This is a genomic window from Planktothrix sp. PLAVEN19ND (genome assembly GCF_057220675.1).
In genome coordinates this window covers 3,332,993-3,350,572 of record NZ_CM170132.1, presented here as the reverse complement: position 1 = coordinate 3,350,572, position 17,580 = coordinate 3,332,993, and the positions used below count along the sequence as shown (strand labels likewise).

Genomic DNA, 17,580 nt, shown 5'->3' with positions numbered 1-17,580 from the left:
TATCTGATCTTATCCGATTTTTCCGATCTTTTTCCGACATTTTAGCAATTTTTTAGGAAAAAGTACCGACACGATCCGACTGACAAAGGGATCAGGCTTGAGTTTTAATCAAGAAATAAGACTTGATGAAATAGGAGAAACTTACAATGGCTGGTTTTGAAATTGTGTCTGAAGTATCTACTAGAGCAACTGATTTCGATGGTACTAGACATTCTGATTGGTCTGATTGGACTTCTACCACCGCTCCTGCTGGTCATGTAATTAATCAAAATGAGGTCAAGGTGGAATGGCTTTCTGATAGCGGGTCAGAAAATAGTTACGACATAATTTATGAAAATTTGGTCGTAATCGTACCAGGAACAGTGATTAAATTACCACAAACAATCAAGGTTCGGACTTATGCACGGAGTCCAAAGGGAATAGGTGGTACTGGTCGAGGTTGGTCAAAAATAAAAGTCACGGGAGAATTTACAAAGTATAAATGAATTGCAATTACTACTGAATATTGATGGCTTGGTGATGCCCAGTTTAGTGACAAGATAAGCTGTTACTGCATCTGAATTATCTATTCTTAAATCCTATAACCTTTGTAGTGCAAGCGTTCTCGCTTGCTAGGGTATATAGTTGATATGCCGAACAGCTTAAAACAACGATGATTAATTGAAGATACAAGGGATTTATCCTTTAATATGGAAGATACAACTATGAAATTTAAACTAATTTCTGCCTTAACCTTTTTTAGTGTATTAGGTTTATGTCAGCAGGTAAAAGCATATAACTTAGAAGCTTGTGCAAGAGATCCCATAACATCTGCACCTCAAGTAATTAATTTACTTGAACCCATTGATCAAAAAATGATTAATTGTATTCCCAATTTAGATTCAATTGCAAGCCAGTGGCAATCCAAAGCAAATAGTATTCGTTCCTCAATCAGTCAGGTAAAAATTGGAAATCAAGGTAACGCGGGTATTGAAAAACTTGAATACAATGTAATAGGTAATACTATTTCTCTTATTGTAAGAGTACAGGCTAAACACACTTGGAGTGTAACAATCGCCGAAGTAAGAGAAAGTATTCCTGTTGATAAATGGCGGTGGGTAGATGTTCCTTATCCCGATGTACGATGGGAAAGACAATGTAGATTTGGCGTTTGTGTAAAAGTACCCGAACCTTTTACTAATCATCGCAAAGAAAAAGTCCCTTATGTAGAAATGGAAATGCGGACTATCACACCAGCAACAACTGTATCTCATACCGCATCAACAACTTGCAAGTATGATTACACATTGAATTTGTCTACATTTGAACAAAAGCCGATATTTAATTGCGGTCAGGGCAGTCTCGGTAATTACCAGATAGATGCAAGTGCAATTACCAAAATTATAGATGGGGAAATGCCCACTTTGGGTAGTTTAATAAGGAGTGTAAGTTTTACACCACCTCTATTTAAAGATGCCAATCGTGATACTTACTATGACGAGAAAAATAGAATGATTGCGAATTATTCCAACTCTATTGTTTACTTTTCTTCGCAATCTTTTGTAGAATGGACTTCGGCTGGAGAGCAGGCAGCAAATATAATTGCCGCAGCGTTTTCCGGTGGTGGATATAGTGCAGAGGTTGTACGCCAGATTCAACAAAGATTGGCCACCGAACTTGGTTTCTTAGGAACATGGGCATCGCAAACTGGAATAAATTTAAGTGTTGAACAGATTTTGTCCATGTTGACAAACGGCGAAGTGATGAATTTTGGCAGTTTTAGGGTTTCCGTAAAAACGGTTAATGTGCCTTATATTTATCAAAAATGTGTAGTTAACCGTGGTGATTGTACTCCCGAAATCAAGTCGCCGCGCTTAGGTTTTGCTATCATTGCAACAAGAACAAATTAAAAACATCATGAGAAAAAAGATTAAACCCTATTTTCTTAGATCAGTATCCTTTGCTATTAATTATTAATGTTTGTTCTTATTGAGATAGGTATTGTTGACAAACTTGACCTATCTTTTTCTATTTACTTAGATATATTCTTACTTTCTTTGTCACCCCTTCAATCTTTTATTCTGCAATTAAAATTTGCTCCACTGTCAAATTAAGTTCTGGGAATAGTTGAGAAATAATTCTTTGTTGACCTATAAAAATAGTATTCTGATAACTTCCATTCATCAGAAAATTAACAATAACTTGCTCCGTTAAAGGATCAATAATCCAATATTCGGAAATCCCAAACTCCGCATATTCAGTCATCTTTTTAATATAATCTCGGTTTTCGTTATCTTCCCCAGGACTCACAAATTCTACTACTAATAAAGCCGGAACTTCCAGAATGGCTGATTTTTTAAACTGTCGTAACCGTCGCCAGTCTTCTCCTTGAATAATAGCAATATCTGGTTGTCGGGAGCGACTTAATCTAGTTCGTATCCCCACATCTCCCTGTTTTACTTTTAAGTCTAAATTCCGTCTTTGAATTTCCTGATAAAAACAGATAAACAAAAACCCGATAATATCAGAATGAATCGGACTCGCAGGTGTCATCGGAATTAACACCCCATCTTCAAGTTCATAACGATTATCTGTTCCGTCATCATAAGTTAAATATTCTTCAAAAGTTAATTTTATAGGGGTTTGAGTCATGTTGTTACCTCAACTTTGTAACATCCCTTTGCTATTTTATTAAGTATAACATTGTTGGACTTAGACTCCCGAGTGCCCAGAATACTAAAGCCCAACAATAAACTATCTTCTGATTAATTTTTTATTCTTCTTTCTCCATAACGCAATAACATATTAATACTCGCCAAACGATTCCCCCAACTAGAGACTTGATAAGGACGTTCTAAGGCTTGTAAACGCATAGATATTTGGAATTGTTTTTGGAAGGTTGTTAACTTTTGTTGAGCTATTTCTAAAGTTTGAGGTGAGGGATTATCCTCTAGTTGTTTTAAGGTTTGTGCTAAATCTTCTGCCTGGGTACTCAAGGCTTTTAGTTCCCCATCTCGAATCCAAAGTTGTTCATTTCCTAACAGGAAACTCCATTCTCTTTTTAAGGCTAAATAGCGATCATGCGCCGCAGCAAAGGGTTGTCGATAGGGAATGGGAGGTTGAGTTTTCGAGGAATTATTTTGAGTTCTATGAAAATAGTTTTGGAGATTATTACCAATACTATCAACAGCAAAAATTGAATATCCACCTGTGGGTAAATCCCGTAAGGATTGTAATTGATCAATCGCTACAATTTCAGGAATATTTAATAACTTAATTGCCGGACTAATTAACGCCGACCCTAACTTTTGTTCCTGGGTTAAGGGCTGAGTAATACGTTGTAAACGGTTGGTATCCATTGCATAGGTCATCGGAACAATTAAATCCACATAACCGTTTTTTGCCCAAACTTCCCATTGTTGTTGAATTTTCATAATCCTTTCCTGTTCAGGATTAGAAAACACCGCAACCGATAAAATAACATTGGGTTTTTGTTGCTTCAAAAATTGCGAAACTTCTGCGACAAAGGATGTCACCTGTTGGGTTTTAAATTGTAGCCATTGATTCCACAATTGATTATTCTTGGGTGTAATATTAACCGGATCAACTCCTGTTAATTGTTGGAATTGTTCCCGTCCGGCTTTCCCATATCCATAGGTGTAACTTCCACTGGGATCTTGGAAAGGATAGCGAATATAATCTAACTGCAATCCATCGACATTATAGGCGGTAATTTCATTAATTAAACGCATTAAATACGCCCTAGCTTCCCGGTTAGCGGGATCGAGATAAACTTTGCGATCGCGGGTATTTCTTAACTCCCCATAATTATTAATATTGATCCAATCAGGATGGGCTTGAATTACCGGACTTAAAAAACTACTGGGCTGTCCTAAAAGTTGATTATGGCGGTCATTTCCCACCGCAAAAACCCAGATCCAAGCGTGTAATTCCATACCCCGTTGGTGAGCTAATTTCACCGCCGCTTCTAAGGGGTTCCAACCCTGTGTTAAAGGGTTTTGTGCGGGCGCAATTCGACTGGGATAAATTGGATAACCCGCATTAATTGTTTCAAAATAAACCGTATTAATTCCCGCCGCCGCTAACCGATCAAACACTTGCGCCAGTCCCGCCTCACTTCTGGCTTTAACAATAGTTCCTCGGTCTAACCAAACCGCCCGAATTTCTGCCCCTAATCGTTCTCCTTCTGTGGGATAATTTTGCCATAATTGTTGACGAATTTCTAACCATTGATGGCGAGCTTCTGCCCAATTTTGTTGAGCGACTAATTGTGGAAAATTCTTAATTAATTCTCTGGCTTTGGTAATAATTTGATCGGATTTTTTGAAATTAGCACTGGCTAGACTTCCCCCGGTTCCTGCGATTAATTGAGTGGATGCGACTTGTAAATTAATCGGAATATTACCTGAATTTGAGGCAATTAAAGCATTTTCAAAACGTCCCAATAAATCTATTAATTCCTGACGCATGGCGATCGCCGTTAATTCCTCAATAGGTTGATTTCCGGGCTGCACTTCTAAACCCGCCGGGGCGATTTGTTCGGAAGGGTCAATAAAACCACTGGGAACCGCCGGAGTATTAGGTAATGTCCGAGTCGCTGTTAAGCTGGGGGCGGGGGGTGGTGTGGTTGAACGGGGGGGGGAAACCGGAGTCAGGGGAACTATTGCAGGTGTAACCGGACGTGGAGATGGGATGGTAGCCATTGGCCGTACCCTGGGCGTCGTAGGTTGGGATAGGGCTGTAGGAGCGGGACGAGTGGCTATTGGGGGCGGTGGGGGAACTGGACGGGGTTCTGCTATAGGGACTGTAGGAGCCGGACGGGTAGATGTTGGGGGCGGTGGTGTAACCGGACGGATGACTGTTGCTGGGGCTGTTGGGGGCGGGACGGTGGCGGTGGCGACGGGAGTTGTTGGGTTTCCAGCCAAACCATGACGACTAAGTGCCGCTTGTAACCAAGCAATATCAACCTCCGCCGAAGATTGATTTCCCCAGCGCCAGCCTAAATAGGTGGCTTTTTGAGTCGTAATCACGGCGGGAGAACTCCCACTAGCTTCCCAAATTCCGGCGGTATAACTTTCTAAGGTAGTGGGAATTAAAACCCCCCCGTCAACGGCGTTAGAATTAGCTTGAATTGGCCCCCAAGTTGTTAGGGAAGCACAGATAGGATCTTGAGTGCGACAGCGATTTTTCGCGATTTGGGGTTTAGCGGGAACTGTCAGGGGAAAAGCCCAATAGGAACCTAAAATTGATCGCAATAATTGACGAACTAAAGGGGTAGATTTTTCTGCGATCGGGCCACTGGCAATCACCTGTCCCCCTTGTTTTGCCCATTCTTGCAGAACCTTAGCTTGTTCGGTTTTAATAACAGTTAGATTAGGTAAAAATAAAATTCCAATTCCCTGAAGATCGGCGAGGCTTTTGATATTGTTTAAATCCAGGGTTTGATAAGGTATTCGACTGGCTTTTAAGCGTTGTTCAATGCTATTCCATTCTGTGGTTTGTTCTGAATCACGGATTACCCCTAATGGGGTATTTATTTGACTTAAGCAAGTTAGGGGAATTGATAATTGTAAAATTGTACTGGCAAGAGTTCCCAGGATAATCTGTTGGAAAAACGTTTGTGATCGCCGTTGAACCATTGGTTTATATTGTTTTTTTAATGATAAAATCAATTTAGGTAAAATACCATAAATAGACAGAACTATCAAGCCCTTTTTTGGAGCTAAACCTTTAATTCTGCCGGATTCTCTGTCTTTCCAACTCCACACCCCTAAAATTGGACGAGGATCATACAAATCTTAACCATTCTACCAGGCATCTGTATTGAAGGGAATTAAACGCCGAACTCTAATTAATTAATAGTTGTGAGGAAGAATATCATTAAGACGATCGCTCTTTTACCTCCCAAAAAAGCGATCGCTCCTAAATATCAGAAAATCAACCTAGAATTGTTTCCGTCTTCGCCCTTGGGCATCTGCTGCTAACATGGCTGCGAACACAGCTTCGGGACTGATTTCACAGGGTTCATTATGGATGGTTTCACCCGTACCACAGGCTCGCTCTGCGGCTAAGAATAGGCGATCAGGGCTGACTCCCTCCAGTCCGATATCGGCTAAAGTCGTAGGCAGTCCGATGGATTCACAAAAACTGAACACCCGATCAATCACTTGACTGGGGCGATCAGTTAAAATCAACATCGCCAAAACCCCAAAAGCCACCTTTTCACCGTGCCAGAATTTCTTGGTTTCTTCCAAAACCGTAAACCCATTATGAATCGCATGGGCCGCGGCGAGTCCGCCACTTTCAAAACCCAACCCACTCAGCAAGGTATTCGCTTCGATAATCCGTTCCAAAGCCGGAGTTACTACCCGTTGTTCACAGGCAATTTTCCCATAAACCCCGTATTCGAGCAAGGTTTCATAGCACAAATGGGCTAAACTAAAGGCGGTCATTGGCCCCATCCGTCCGGTCATATTTTTGGCGCGTTTGATCTGACAGTCTTCGGCTTCAAACCAAGTTGCCAGGGCATCTCCCATCCCCGCCACCAAGAACCGCACCGGAGCTTGGGCAATAATATCGGTATCGACCAAAACTAAATCGGGGTTGCGCGGCAAGACTAGATAACGCTCCCACACCCCTTCCGGGGTATAAATCACAGATAGGGCACTACAGGGGGCATCGGTGGAAGCAATGGTCGGAACAATCGCCACGGGAAGTTTGAGTTGATAGGCGGTCGCTTTAGCCGTGTCGATGGTTTTTCCGCCTCCAATTCCCACAATTAAATCTACTTCTTGAGTTGCACCTAAACTGACCATGTGTTCAATTTCAGGATCGCAACATTCACCTCCAAAACGTTCCAGATAAATCTCTATTTTTCCCTGGGTGAATTCTTCAACCATGGGTTGCAATTTCGGAAAAATAACTGGCCCCATTATTACCAGGGCTTTGCGACCTAAACGACTCAATTCTTCACCCAGGAACCGGATGGCATGACTGCCTTGAACATATCGGGCTGGGAAAATCGCTGTAGTAATCACGGTTTGCTCCTTGTTCAAAATGAACACTCTTACTCACCGCAGAAGTCTGAAGTCTGAAGGAATAACTAATTTTTTTTTAGTTCTAATTCACGTCACTATAGTATTGTATACTATCCCTTTTAAATCAACAATAATTGACAATAATTTGTTACAATTATTTTGCTAATCAAACGTCTTGAGATCAAGCTAATTATCCTTGTTCGTTGTTGGGATGAGTGTCCTGTATTTTTTAGGGGTCTTAACAGTAACAAACAAAATCCCCCAGTTGTTGGGCTTGAATTATGTCTTTTTTGGGGACACTCATTCCAACAACAGGGGGTTTATTTGATATTTGTAAAAAAAGGTGCAAAACTTAATTTTAAAATACCCTAATTACATAAAAAACTCACTCCCATTATTAGGGTAAATTGTATTATTCCCGTTACCACTAAACATCATGGTAGACAAGGCTTTGCTATAGAGGATGTCATTATCTTGAAGACTACTGAGCATAACTTCAGGGCGACTGAGTAATGCTTGATTAGGTGTAATCGAATTAGTAATTAAACTTTGAGCTTTTAGACTAATATTATCAAAGTCAACTTCTGTACCTCTGTTTGTATTTAAGTTCATTAAGCGAATCCCCAGGTTTTCACCGGTCAGGGGATCAGCAGCACCAGTTGTAAAGGAAGGTGATTGAGTCGCAGTCCGTAAGCTGGGATTGCTGATAATACCATCAATTAGCGTAATCCCATCGGTGCTCTGGCTCGGTAAAACTATATAGCCTTCACCGGCTAACAGGGTGAGGGTACTGACTTCATCCCCTTCGACTACATTATCAGGTATCCCAGTTAGGATGAGTTTGGCTTCGGTGACACCTGGGGCAATGGTGAGGCCAGCAGGTCTCTTGGTGACCGGATCCATTTGAGTGGTTAGATTTTCACTCTTAGTGTTGCTGACATCTCCCCCGGCATTATCGCTGTCGAGGGCACTGATATTCAGATTCAGCCCGGTGCTGGGTGCAGGCTGACTGAGTTTGATGGTGAAAGTCCCTACCCCACCATTTTCAGCGATCGCATTTGGACTAGCCGTGACACTCACCACGAGTTTCTCAGTCACTGTAATCGCATCGGTGCTAAAGCCGGGTGCAACGGTATAGCCTGTACCGGGTAACAAGCTGAGGGTACTGACTTCATCCCCTTCGACTACATTATCAGGTATGCCTGTCAGGATGAGTCTGGCTTCGGTGGCACCTGGGACAATGGTGAGGGCAGCAGGTTTCTTGGTGACCGGATCCATTTGAATGCTTAGATTTGTACTCTTTTCATTGGTGACATCTGGCCCGGCATTATCGCTGTCGAGGGCACTGATATTCAGCTTCAGCCCGGTGCTGGGTGCAGGCTCACTGAGTCGGATGATGAAAGCCCCTATCCCACCATTTTCAGAGATGATAGTTCGATTGACTTTGACGCTGACTATGGGATTAGTCGAGGTATCGGCGTTAAGTGGCACGGGATGGCTCATTAATTTTTGCTCTCTAATAATATTGGTTAAGAATTGATAGTACAGAATAACTTTATAAATTTATCTTTTTGTAATATGAATATTTTTCATTATGGATATGTACCGCCTGCATTTATCAAAATAAAATCCGAGTACCTATCAATAAAGAGGGAATATATTATGAGACTACAAACATATTTTAAAGGACGTTTTTTAATAGTAGAATGGGCATAACCCATCCTACTAAGCCCTATGGGTTAACAATTATTCCCCGTGTTGACGATACCACTCAATGGTATTTTTTAACCCTTCCTTAAAGCCAACTTCTGCCACGAACCCGAACTTTTCTTTAGCTCTAGTTGTATCTAAACAGCGCCGAGGTTGACCATTAGGTTTATTGGTTTCCCAAACAATTTCCCCCTGAAATCCCATCAATTCACAAATCGTTTCTACTAAGTCTTTTATTGTGACTTCGTGATTTGTGCCTAAATTCACTGGGTCGGGTTCATTATATAATTGAGTCGCCATCACAATACCCCTGGCCGCATCCGTTGAATAGAGAAACTCCCGGGTAGGACTACCATCTCCCCAAACTGGAAGGGTTTTGTCTCCTCGTTTTTGAGCTTCATAAACCTTGCGAACTAATGCGGGAATAACGTGGGAACTTTTCGGATTAAAATTATCTTCTGGGCCGTATAAATTCACGGGTAACAGATAGATACCATTGAAACCATACTGTTGACGATAGGATTGTAACTGCACCAATAGGGCTTTTTTAGCAATTCCATAGGGGGCGTTAGTTTCTTCGGGATAACCTTCCCAAAGATTGTCTTCTTTGAAAGGAACTGGGGTGAATTTGGGATAGGCGCAAATTGTCCCCACACAGACAAACTTTTTCACTCCTGCTCGATAGGCACTTTCAATTAATTGAACTCCCATCATCAAGTTATCATAAAAAAGTTCGGCGGGTTTGACTAAATTCAAACCAATTCCACCCACATGGGCTGCTAAATGAATCACAATATCTTGACCCTGAACGACTTTTTGACAAGCGTCTAAGGTACAAAGATTATACTCCCGAGAACGGGGAATCATGATGTGATTTGGATCGGCACCGGACTGGAGCAATTGAGCGACCACTTGACGCCCTAAAAAACCTGCCCCTCCTGTTACTAGAATCCGTTTATTTGTCAAATCTAAGGGACTCATAAATTTAGCCTCTACTGTATCCGTAATTAATCAAATTGATGGGTTGCTTCTTGAGTTTCTTCTAAGGCTTTGAGATCGGAATCTACCATTAATTTTACCAATTCTTCAAAGGTGACACTGGGTTCCCAGCCTAATTTTTCTTTGGCTTTAGTGGGGTCACCAATTAAAATATCAACTTCCGCCGGACGCAGATAACGTTGATCAAATTTGACGTAATTTTGCCAATCTAAATTAACATGACCAAAGGCAATATCTAGGAATTCCCGAATCGAATGGGTTTCATTGGTAGCAACCACATAATCATCCGGTTCAGAATGTTGGAGCATCAGCCACATGGCTCGAACATAATCTTTAGCATAGCCCCAATCCCGTTTTGAGTCGAGATTTCCTAAATAGATTTCCTTTTGTTTTCCTTTAACAATTCGAGCCACCGCCCGGGTAATTTTTCGAGTTACAAAAGTGGGGCCACGACGGGGACTTTCATGGTTAAATAAAATCCCATTAGAGGCAAATAAACCATAGGATTCTCGATAGTTTACGGTTTGCCAATGTCCGTAAACCTTAGCGCAGGCGTAGGGACTACGGGGATAAAAGGGTGTGGTTTCTTTTTGGGGAATTTCTAACACTTTCCCAAACATTTCCGAGGAGCCCGCTTGATAGAATCGAACTTCAATTCCGGTACGTTGTTGATAGTCTCGAATCGCTTCTAAGAGACGTAATACCCCCATTCCAACGGCATCAACGGTATATTCTGGGGAGTCAAAACTGACTCGAACATGGGATTGAGCACCCAGATTATAAATTTCTATCGGTTTAACTTCTTCGATAATCCGCCGTAAAGTGGTACCATCGGTTAAATCTCCATAGTGTAGAAATAGCCGAGCTTCAGCATTGTGAGGATCTTTATAAATATGGTCAATGCGGTTGGTATTAAAGCTAGAAGATCGGCGGATAATTCCATGAACTTCATAGCCTTTTTCTAGTAACAATTCACTTAGGTATGAGCCATCTTGACCTGTGATTCCAGTAATTAATGCCCGTTTCCGTTCTGTCATTTAAACTATTCCTTAGAGTTTTGTGGGTTAATATTCCCGAGTTTAATTATACCTAATAACTAATCACCGGGAGTGTGTTAATCTGCACCCTGAAACACATTCAGCAATTTGGGAGTCAACGTGATCTTGTAGACCCTTGAGTTTTAGGATCGTAGCTACAACCAAATTAACCTTAGATCAGGTTTAATTCAAGGTTAGGCTCAATTCCTACTTCTACCCGTTGAGTTTAGAAACCGGAGATCTAAACCTAACTTAAATCTTCCAGTCTACTTATATTAGACTCAAAATAAAACCCCTAAACCCGTCGATTAAAAGAGTTAAGGGGAAAGAGAATCATCTCTGTATGTTTCTGTTTGAACTAATAAGCTCCATTATTTTTAGGAAAAATCACAACCCCAATAGTTTTAACGACAATTCCCAGGTCTGTCCAAAAATTCTTGAAAGTGACATAGTATAAATCCATCTGAACTCGCCGAGGATAGGGAATATCATTGCGTCCCGAAACTTGCCACAATCCAGTAATACCGGGTTTAATCGTTAGGATTTTATCCATGTGACGACCATATTTGTGTAGTTCTTCCACAACCAAAGGTCTAGGGCCGACTACACTCATGTCTCCGATTAAAACATTCCAAAATTGGGGAAATTCATCTAAACTGGTCACCCGCAGAAACCGACCTATCCAAGTAATTCTAGGATCATGTTTGAGCTTGAAATTGTTCTGAAATTCTTCTCGTAAATGGGGAGAAGTTTCCATAATTTGCGTTAACATTTCATCGGCATTACTCACCATCGTTCTGAATTTAATACAGCCGAATAACTTGCGGTTTTTTCCGACGCGCTCCTGTACATAAAAAACTGACCCTGGAGAGCTTAAGGCAATCAGCAGAGCCAAAATTAAGTAGACCGGAGCGAATAAAATCAGAACAGACAGAGAGAAGACAATATCAAACAATCGCTTCCAAAATTCCTCATCTACACGCTGTAGAGAGAGGCGTTCAGGTATTGCTCGATAGGCCAAGGGCAGAACCCCTTGCCTTGTGAACCCACGCCGAAGTCCCTTACCAAAGATGAGTTGGCTATTGGCGGTCATCTTACTCCTTCAATTCACACCACACACAGTCCTGATCATAAAGCCTCAAGACACCCAATATAGGTAATTCGGCTTTAGTTCGTCAAAATTCGGATAGAAAATCGTTCCTCTGAGGACGGGAAAACTCAAGTACAGCAGGGGGAAACGGCTAAATTTGTTACCCACAAATCTAAGTATTCCTGGGTTTTCAAGCCTCTGCAATCGGGAAGGGATTTTTATAAGTCCGAAATTAATTGGCATTTTAGCTGATATTGCCCGATTGAAACTGTTGCCAGCAATGCTCCACGAATCCCCAATAATGTTCTTGGAACTGTTTCGGGCTAAATTGAGTGGCATTTAATCTGGCCATATCGGGATTGAACTGGTCTTGAGACTGCTCAAAGGCTTCTATGGTCTCCACTAAGGCCTCCTCAGTTTGGGCTGAAAATAATAAACCCGTTGCAGAATCTGGATATTGTCGCAGATCTCGCACGGTTTCTAAAGCCCCTCCCCCCCCGTAGGCAATTACCGGAGTCCCACAGGCTTGAGCTTCGACTAAGGCGATACCAAAATCCTCACAGGAGGCATAGACAAAGGCTTTGGCATCCCTCATATACTGGTCTACGACGTCATTTGGTTGCCACCCCAAAACCTGAATATTGGGTTTAGCCATTTCTTGAATAGCATTCAATTCGGCTCCTGTCCCAATAACAATTAATGGGTATCCTAGGCGATTGAAGGCTTGGACAATCAAGGCTATTTTTTTATAACTGACCAAACGGCAAACCGTTAAGTAAAAATCCTGTTTTTGGGGTTGAAACTGAAAGCGTTCTACCTGTACCGGGGGATAAATCACCCTAGCCGGGCGACGATAACAGCGCCAAATTCGTCGGGCTGTATGTTTGGAATTCGCCATGAAATAATCAACCCGGTTCGCCGAGACCACATCCCACTGTCGCAAACGATGCAACAGATAGCGGGTAAACACCCCTTGCAGCCCCTTTCCAGCTAAACTGCTGTTCAGGTAGTCAAAGGTTAAATCCCAGGCGTAGCGCATGGGTGTATGGCAGTAACAGAGGTGCAGTTGATGGGGACTGGTGAGAACTCCTTTAGCCACCGCATGGGAGGAGGAGAGAATCACGTCATACCCTCGGACATCGAGTTGTTCAATGGCCAGAGGCAGTAAGGGCAGATATTTCTGCACCCCAGAGCGGGCTTTGGGGAAATGCTGAAGAAAGGTTGTACCAATGGAGCGTTGATATAAATAGCTATCGGGGTTGGTGGATTCAAAATCAATCAGGGAGTAAACATCCGCCTGAATATGGTTGAGAATTTCCTGAACAACGAGTTCTGAACCTCCCGTCGCCAGGGGTGTTAACCATTCATGAACCATTGCATAGGTTAACGACACAGCAAACATCCGTCCGGTGAGAGTGCAAGAATTAATATCCCACAGCTTGGGAATTAGAGGAACATTACTTCTATAGCGCCACGCACTCTTAGAACACCGGAACACCGGAACAGAAACCGTAAGCAGTGAAAGTTTCAGGACTTAAAAGTTTCCTAACTGTAATGCGTAGCGCTATAACAAAATTTGACTATCTTTGCCCAAATCAGACTATCCTGTTCTACACTATTTGGAATCTCCAGGGTGCAGGGAAAATGTAGAAGACAATATAAATTTACTCCGACTTCGCCCGCAAAGTAATGGGTGTCGGCAAAATAGGAATCTGGCTTCTATGAAGCATTAACCAGAGAATATTGGATTGACACGGCTAAGTTGGTTACGGGTCTATTTTCCCTAACTTACAATTGGCAAAAACCAGTTAATAAATCTTTGATTAAACCCTTAAACCCTTGAATGATGCTAGAAAAAAACTTTTTTCAAGAATCTTTTGCAACTCAAAAAAATCCTATTTTTTCAGATGCTGAAAACTGGAAAAATACAACTTTCAGCCTCAAGGTTTGGCATGAAAAACAGAATAATAAACCTCCGGTTTTTACCGATAGTTTTGAATCCATGATTCCACAACGAGAAATTTTTGAAGCGATCGCAGAATTCACACCCATTCCCATCATAATTAGCCGTCTATCCGATGGTTTAATCTTATATGCTAATTCCTTTTCCAGTGATTTATTTGATTTTCCCCTTGATCAGATCAAAACTATCAAAACCCTAGGATTTTATCCTATTGCTTCAGAGCGACAAAAATTAATTGATAAAATTATCGCAGAAGGCTATATTCATAACCATGAACTGCAAGTTCAAAAAAACAATGGGACTCCCTTTTGGGTGATGGGTTCCTTCCAAATTATACCCTTTCAAGGTGAACAAGCTGTTCTTTCTATTTTCCATGATATTACGGAGCGAAAAAAAACCGAAACCACCCTACAATTAAGTACAGAACGCCTCTATCGTCAAAATGTTGCCCTACGCGATTTAAGTCGAGAACAAACCCGCAATTATGATCATATTGATACAGCGATTCGCCAAATTACTGAAACCGCCGCGAATACTTTAGACGTTGACAGAGTGAGTGTTTGGCTCCATAGTGGCCTGGGTGATTCTCTGTCAGATCAAGAGCAAGTTAATGATTTAAACCCAGGTTATGGGGATGAAATTTGGGTTAAACAAAATGCTTTAGAATGGACTTGTTTAGATTTGTATGAACGTCAAACCCATCACCATTCCCCCGATGAATCATCGATTATTAATCACAACTTTTCCCTGTGTTCAAATCCTTTTAATTTGAAAAAATTCTCATTTTATCCTCTCGATTTATTAACTAAATCTTTATCTGAATCATCCGAATTAATTGATAAAAGTCTCGCCTCTTTTTTTAGTCACTGTTTAGATAGACCCATTTGGTTAAACGGAAAAATTATTGGGTTTATTTGTGTTGAATATCCCATCGAGCAACAAGACTGTAGCCTAGAAGATCGGATATTTATTGATTCCTTAGCAAATTTAGTTGCCCTAGCAATTGAACGATTTGAACGGATTAAAGCTGAAAGATCATTGGCTCAAGTCAAGAATGAGCTAGAAATTAGAGTTAAAAAACGCACGGCAGAATTACAAGAAGCCATCCAACAGTTACGAATGGAAATGGTAGAACGGTTGAAGGTAGAAGGGGTTTTACAAACGGCTTTACATCAAGCTCAAGCGGCTTCCCAAGCTAAAAGTACCTTCTTAGCAAACATGAGTCATGAGTTACGCACTCCTTTACACGCCATTATCGGCTTTAGCGATTTGTTACTCGAAGAAGTAGTAGATCAAAAACTCTATAACCTATTACCCGATGTGGAAAAAATCCATCAGTCCGGCCACCATTTGCTTACCTTAATTAATGACATTCTGGATTTATGTAAAGTTGAAGCCAGACAAATGCCTTTATCTTTAGAAACCTTTGAAGTGGCTAGTTTTGTTCATGATGTGGTAACTTCCTTACAGCCCCTCGCCGAGCAAAATCAAAACACAGTACAAATTTGTTGTAAAAACAATTTGGATATCATGGAAGGAGATATCACTAAAATTCGACAGATTCTTTATAATTTAATCAGTAATGCTCTGAAATTTACCCATCAGGGCAAAGTAACCCTCACCCTGAAGCGAGAACAGAATGAAGATTTAGACTGGATTTGTTTTGAAGTCACGGACACCGGAATTGGTATTTCTCGTGAACAACAAAAAAAATTATTTCAAGCCTTTACCCAAGTTGATAATTCTTTAAGTCGTGAGTATGGCGGCACGGGTTTGGGTTTAGCAATTACCCATCACTATTGCAAAATGCTGGGAGGACAAATCAGCGTTTCTAGCCAACTCGGAGTTGGTTCTAAATTTACAGTTTATCTCCCAACAGCCCCGGTTTAATCTAAACGTTACAAAACACAGAAAACCACAGTAATTCGGTAGTTTTGTTATTTATCTTAATAAAAAGTCGTCCCCCATTTTCATGAGGGCAGGCCGAGAAGGACGAGGTTTTAAACCCATTTTTCTGATAATTCCCACGTTTTCTTCATTTAGTGTTAGTTTAGGGAAAGATAGTATGAATCTTGCGTGCGGATATTCACCCAGGAAAGTTGCCCCGGTCTAGGTCGTGACGCAATTCAGTCTATCTTCCCCATTTAGGGAAAAGCCACCAGCAGTTAATTAAAAATTAATTCAATATGTCCAGATATGACTCTCACTTACAATGTTCGTTCTGCGGTAAATCTCAAGAGCAAGTTCGCAAATTAATTGCAGGCCCTGGTGTTTATATCTGTGATGAATGCGTCGAACTCTGTAACGAGATTTTGGAAGAAGAATTTTCAGATCGAAATTCAGCCTCGGTTTCCGTTGGAGGGCAGCCAGCCCGTTCTGCCAAACAGTCTGCCAATAAAGGATTTTCTCTGACTTCCATTCCTAAACCCATCGAAATTAAAAACTATTTAGATGATCATGTCATCGGTCAAGATGGGGCAAAAAAAGTTCTATCCGTTGCAGTTTATAACCACTATAAACGTCTGAGTGTAGAAAAGTTAAAAGCTTCTGATGCCGAGGCTGATGATGCGATAGAATTACAAAAAGCGAATATTCTCTTGATGGGGCCAACGGGTTGTGGTAAAACCTTACTCGCCCAATCTTTAGCAAAATTATTAGATGTTCCCTTTGCCGTTGCCGATGCCACCACTTTAACCGAAGCCGGTTATGTTGGGGATGATGTGGAAAATATTTTATTGCGGTTATTACAGGTTGCCGATTTTGATATTGAAGCCGCACAACAGGGGATTATTTATATTGATGAAATTGATAAAATAGCGCGTAAAAGTGAAAATACCTCCATCACCCGAGATGTGTCTGGAGAAGGGGTACAACAAGCCCTATTAAAAATGTTAGAAGGCACGGTGGTGAATGTTCCTCCCCAGGGCGGACGCAAGCATCCCTATCAGGATTTTATCCAAATTGATACCAGCAAAATTTTATTTGTCTGTGGCGGGGCTTTCGTGGGTTTAGAAAAACTGATTGAACAACGTTTGGGCAAAAAATCCCTGGGTTTTGTGCAGTCAAGAGAAGATCATAAAACTCCGATTGTTCCCCTCCAGTCCGACGAAGTTTTGTATCATGTTCAACCGGAAGATTTAGTTAAATTTGGATTAATTCCTGAATTTATTGGCCGACTTCCAGTTTTAACTAGGGTTTCTCCTTTGGATGAAGGGGCTTTGATGCAAATTTTAACCGAACCAAGTAATGCTTTGGTTAAACAATATAAAAAGCTATTACGCATGGATAATGTCCGGTTAGAATTTGAACCCGAGGCGTTAAAAGCGATTGCCAAGGAAGCCTTCCGTCGGAAAACCGGGGCGCGAGCTCTACGGGGAATTTTGGAGGAATTAATGTTAGAAGTCATGTATGAAATTCCCTCCAGAAAAGATGTTGTTCACTGTCTGATTACCCAAGAAATGGTAGAAAAACGTTCTACCGCCGAGGTATTATGGCATCCCGCTTGGCATCGACAACATGAGTCGGCATAATTAACCCGCCCCACCGCAAACCCAAAATTCAATTAACCATATTCAATTAACCATTAATTATTGTCGGGGTCGGGGCGGGTTTATAAAGTTTTGGGGTGCTTTTTCTTGGTTGACGCGAACCCGCCCCTACGCGGTATGACGAAATTTTTGTTAATATTAACCCGTAGGGGCGGGTTCCGTAACCATCTTGAATACAAAAAAACAACCTAAATAA

At 41.4% G+C, this 17,580-nt stretch carries 12 protein-coding genes; 4 read left to right on the top strand and 8 right to left on the bottom strand.

The window, feature by feature from the left end:
* The first annotated feature begins 146 nt into the window (after positions 1-146).
* Together AC2D3N_RS14790 and AC2D3N_RS14785 are read left to right on the top strand one after the other, a co-directional pair.
* Positions 147-485 carry a hypothetical protein gene (locus tag AC2D3N_RS14790; protein WP_484691307.1) on the top strand — a complete coding sequence of 113 codons (339 nt, stop codon included), beginning with the start codon at positions 147-149 and terminating at the stop codon, positions 483-485.
* Positions 486-689: 204 nt separating this feature from the next.
* Positions 690-1,889 carry a hypothetical protein gene (locus AC2D3N_RS14785; RefSeq protein ID WP_484691306.1) on the top strand — a complete coding sequence of 400 codons (1,200 nt, stop codon included), beginning with the start codon at positions 690-692 and terminating at the stop codon, positions 1,887-1,889.
* 166 nt (positions 1,890-2,055) lie between these two features.
* On the opposite strand, the gene AC2D3N_RS14780 is transcribed toward AC2D3N_RS14785, so the two are convergent.
* From AC2D3N_RS14780 to AC2D3N_RS14745, 8 genes are all read right to left on the bottom strand, one after another.
* Positions 2,056-2,631, bottom strand: coding sequence for a Uma2 family endonuclease (locus AC2D3N_RS14780; RefSeq protein ID WP_484691305.1), 576 nt, complete (start codon positions 2,629-2,631; stop codon positions 2,056-2,058).
* A gap of 113 nt (positions 2,632-2,744) precedes the next feature.
* On the bottom strand, positions 2,745-5,639 hold the full coding sequence (locus AC2D3N_RS14775; protein ID WP_484691304.1) for a glycoside hydrolase family 10-like protein: 2,895 nt from the start codon (positions 5,637-5,639) through the stop codon (positions 2,745-2,747).
* A gap of 303 nt (positions 5,640-5,942) precedes the next feature.
* Entirely contained in the window at positions 5,943-7,055 is a 1,113-nt protein-coding gene (locus AC2D3N_RS14770; RefSeq protein ID WP_484691303.1) for a glycerol dehydrogenase, read from the bottom strand.
* A 354-nt stretch (positions 7,056-7,409) separates the two neighbouring features.
* Entirely contained in the window at positions 7,410-8,540 is a 1,131-nt protein-coding gene (locus AC2D3N_RS14765) for a hypothetical protein (RefSeq protein WP_484691302.1), read from the bottom strand.
* A gap of 243 nt (positions 8,541-8,783) precedes the next feature.
* Positions 8,784-9,728 carry a GDP-L-fucose synthase family protein gene (locus AC2D3N_RS14760; RefSeq protein ID WP_484691301.1) on the bottom strand — a complete coding sequence of 315 codons (945 nt, stop codon included), beginning with the start codon at positions 9,726-9,728 and terminating at the stop codon, positions 8,784-8,786.
* A 26-nt stretch (positions 9,729-9,754) separates the two neighbouring features.
* Complete coding sequence (gene gmd, locus AC2D3N_RS14755; RefSeq protein WP_484691300.1) at positions 9,755-10,783, bottom strand: GDP-mannose 4,6-dehydratase; 1,029 nt, start codon at positions 10,781-10,783, stop codon at positions 9,755-9,757.
* 358 nt (positions 10,784-11,141) lie between these two features.
* Positions 11,142-11,876 carry an undecaprenyl-phosphate galactose phosphotransferase family protein gene (locus tag AC2D3N_RS14750; RefSeq protein ID WP_079681417.1) on the bottom strand — a complete coding sequence of 245 codons (735 nt, stop codon included), beginning with the start codon at positions 11,874-11,876 and terminating at the stop codon, positions 11,142-11,144.
* 241 nt (positions 11,877-12,117) lie between these two features.
* Positions 12,118-13,275, bottom strand: a complete 1,158-nt coding sequence (locus AC2D3N_RS14745; protein ID WP_484693762.1) for a glycosyltransferase — start codon at positions 13,273-13,275, stop codon at positions 12,118-12,120.
* Positions 13,276-13,716: 441 nt separating this feature from the next.
* Between AC2D3N_RS14745 and AC2D3N_RS14740 the strand changes: the two genes are divergently transcribed.
* Entirely contained in the window at positions 13,717-15,726 is a 2,010-nt protein-coding gene (locus AC2D3N_RS14740) for an ATP-binding protein (RefSeq protein ID WP_484691299.1), read from the top strand.
* 296 nt (positions 15,727-16,022) lie between these two features.
* Positions 16,023-17,366, top strand: a complete 1,344-nt coding sequence (clpX, locus tag AC2D3N_RS14735) for an ATP-dependent protease ATP-binding subunit ClpX (RefSeq protein ID WP_484691298.1) — start codon at positions 16,023-16,025, stop codon at positions 17,364-17,366.
* Positions 17,367-17,580 lie beyond the last annotated feature (214 nt).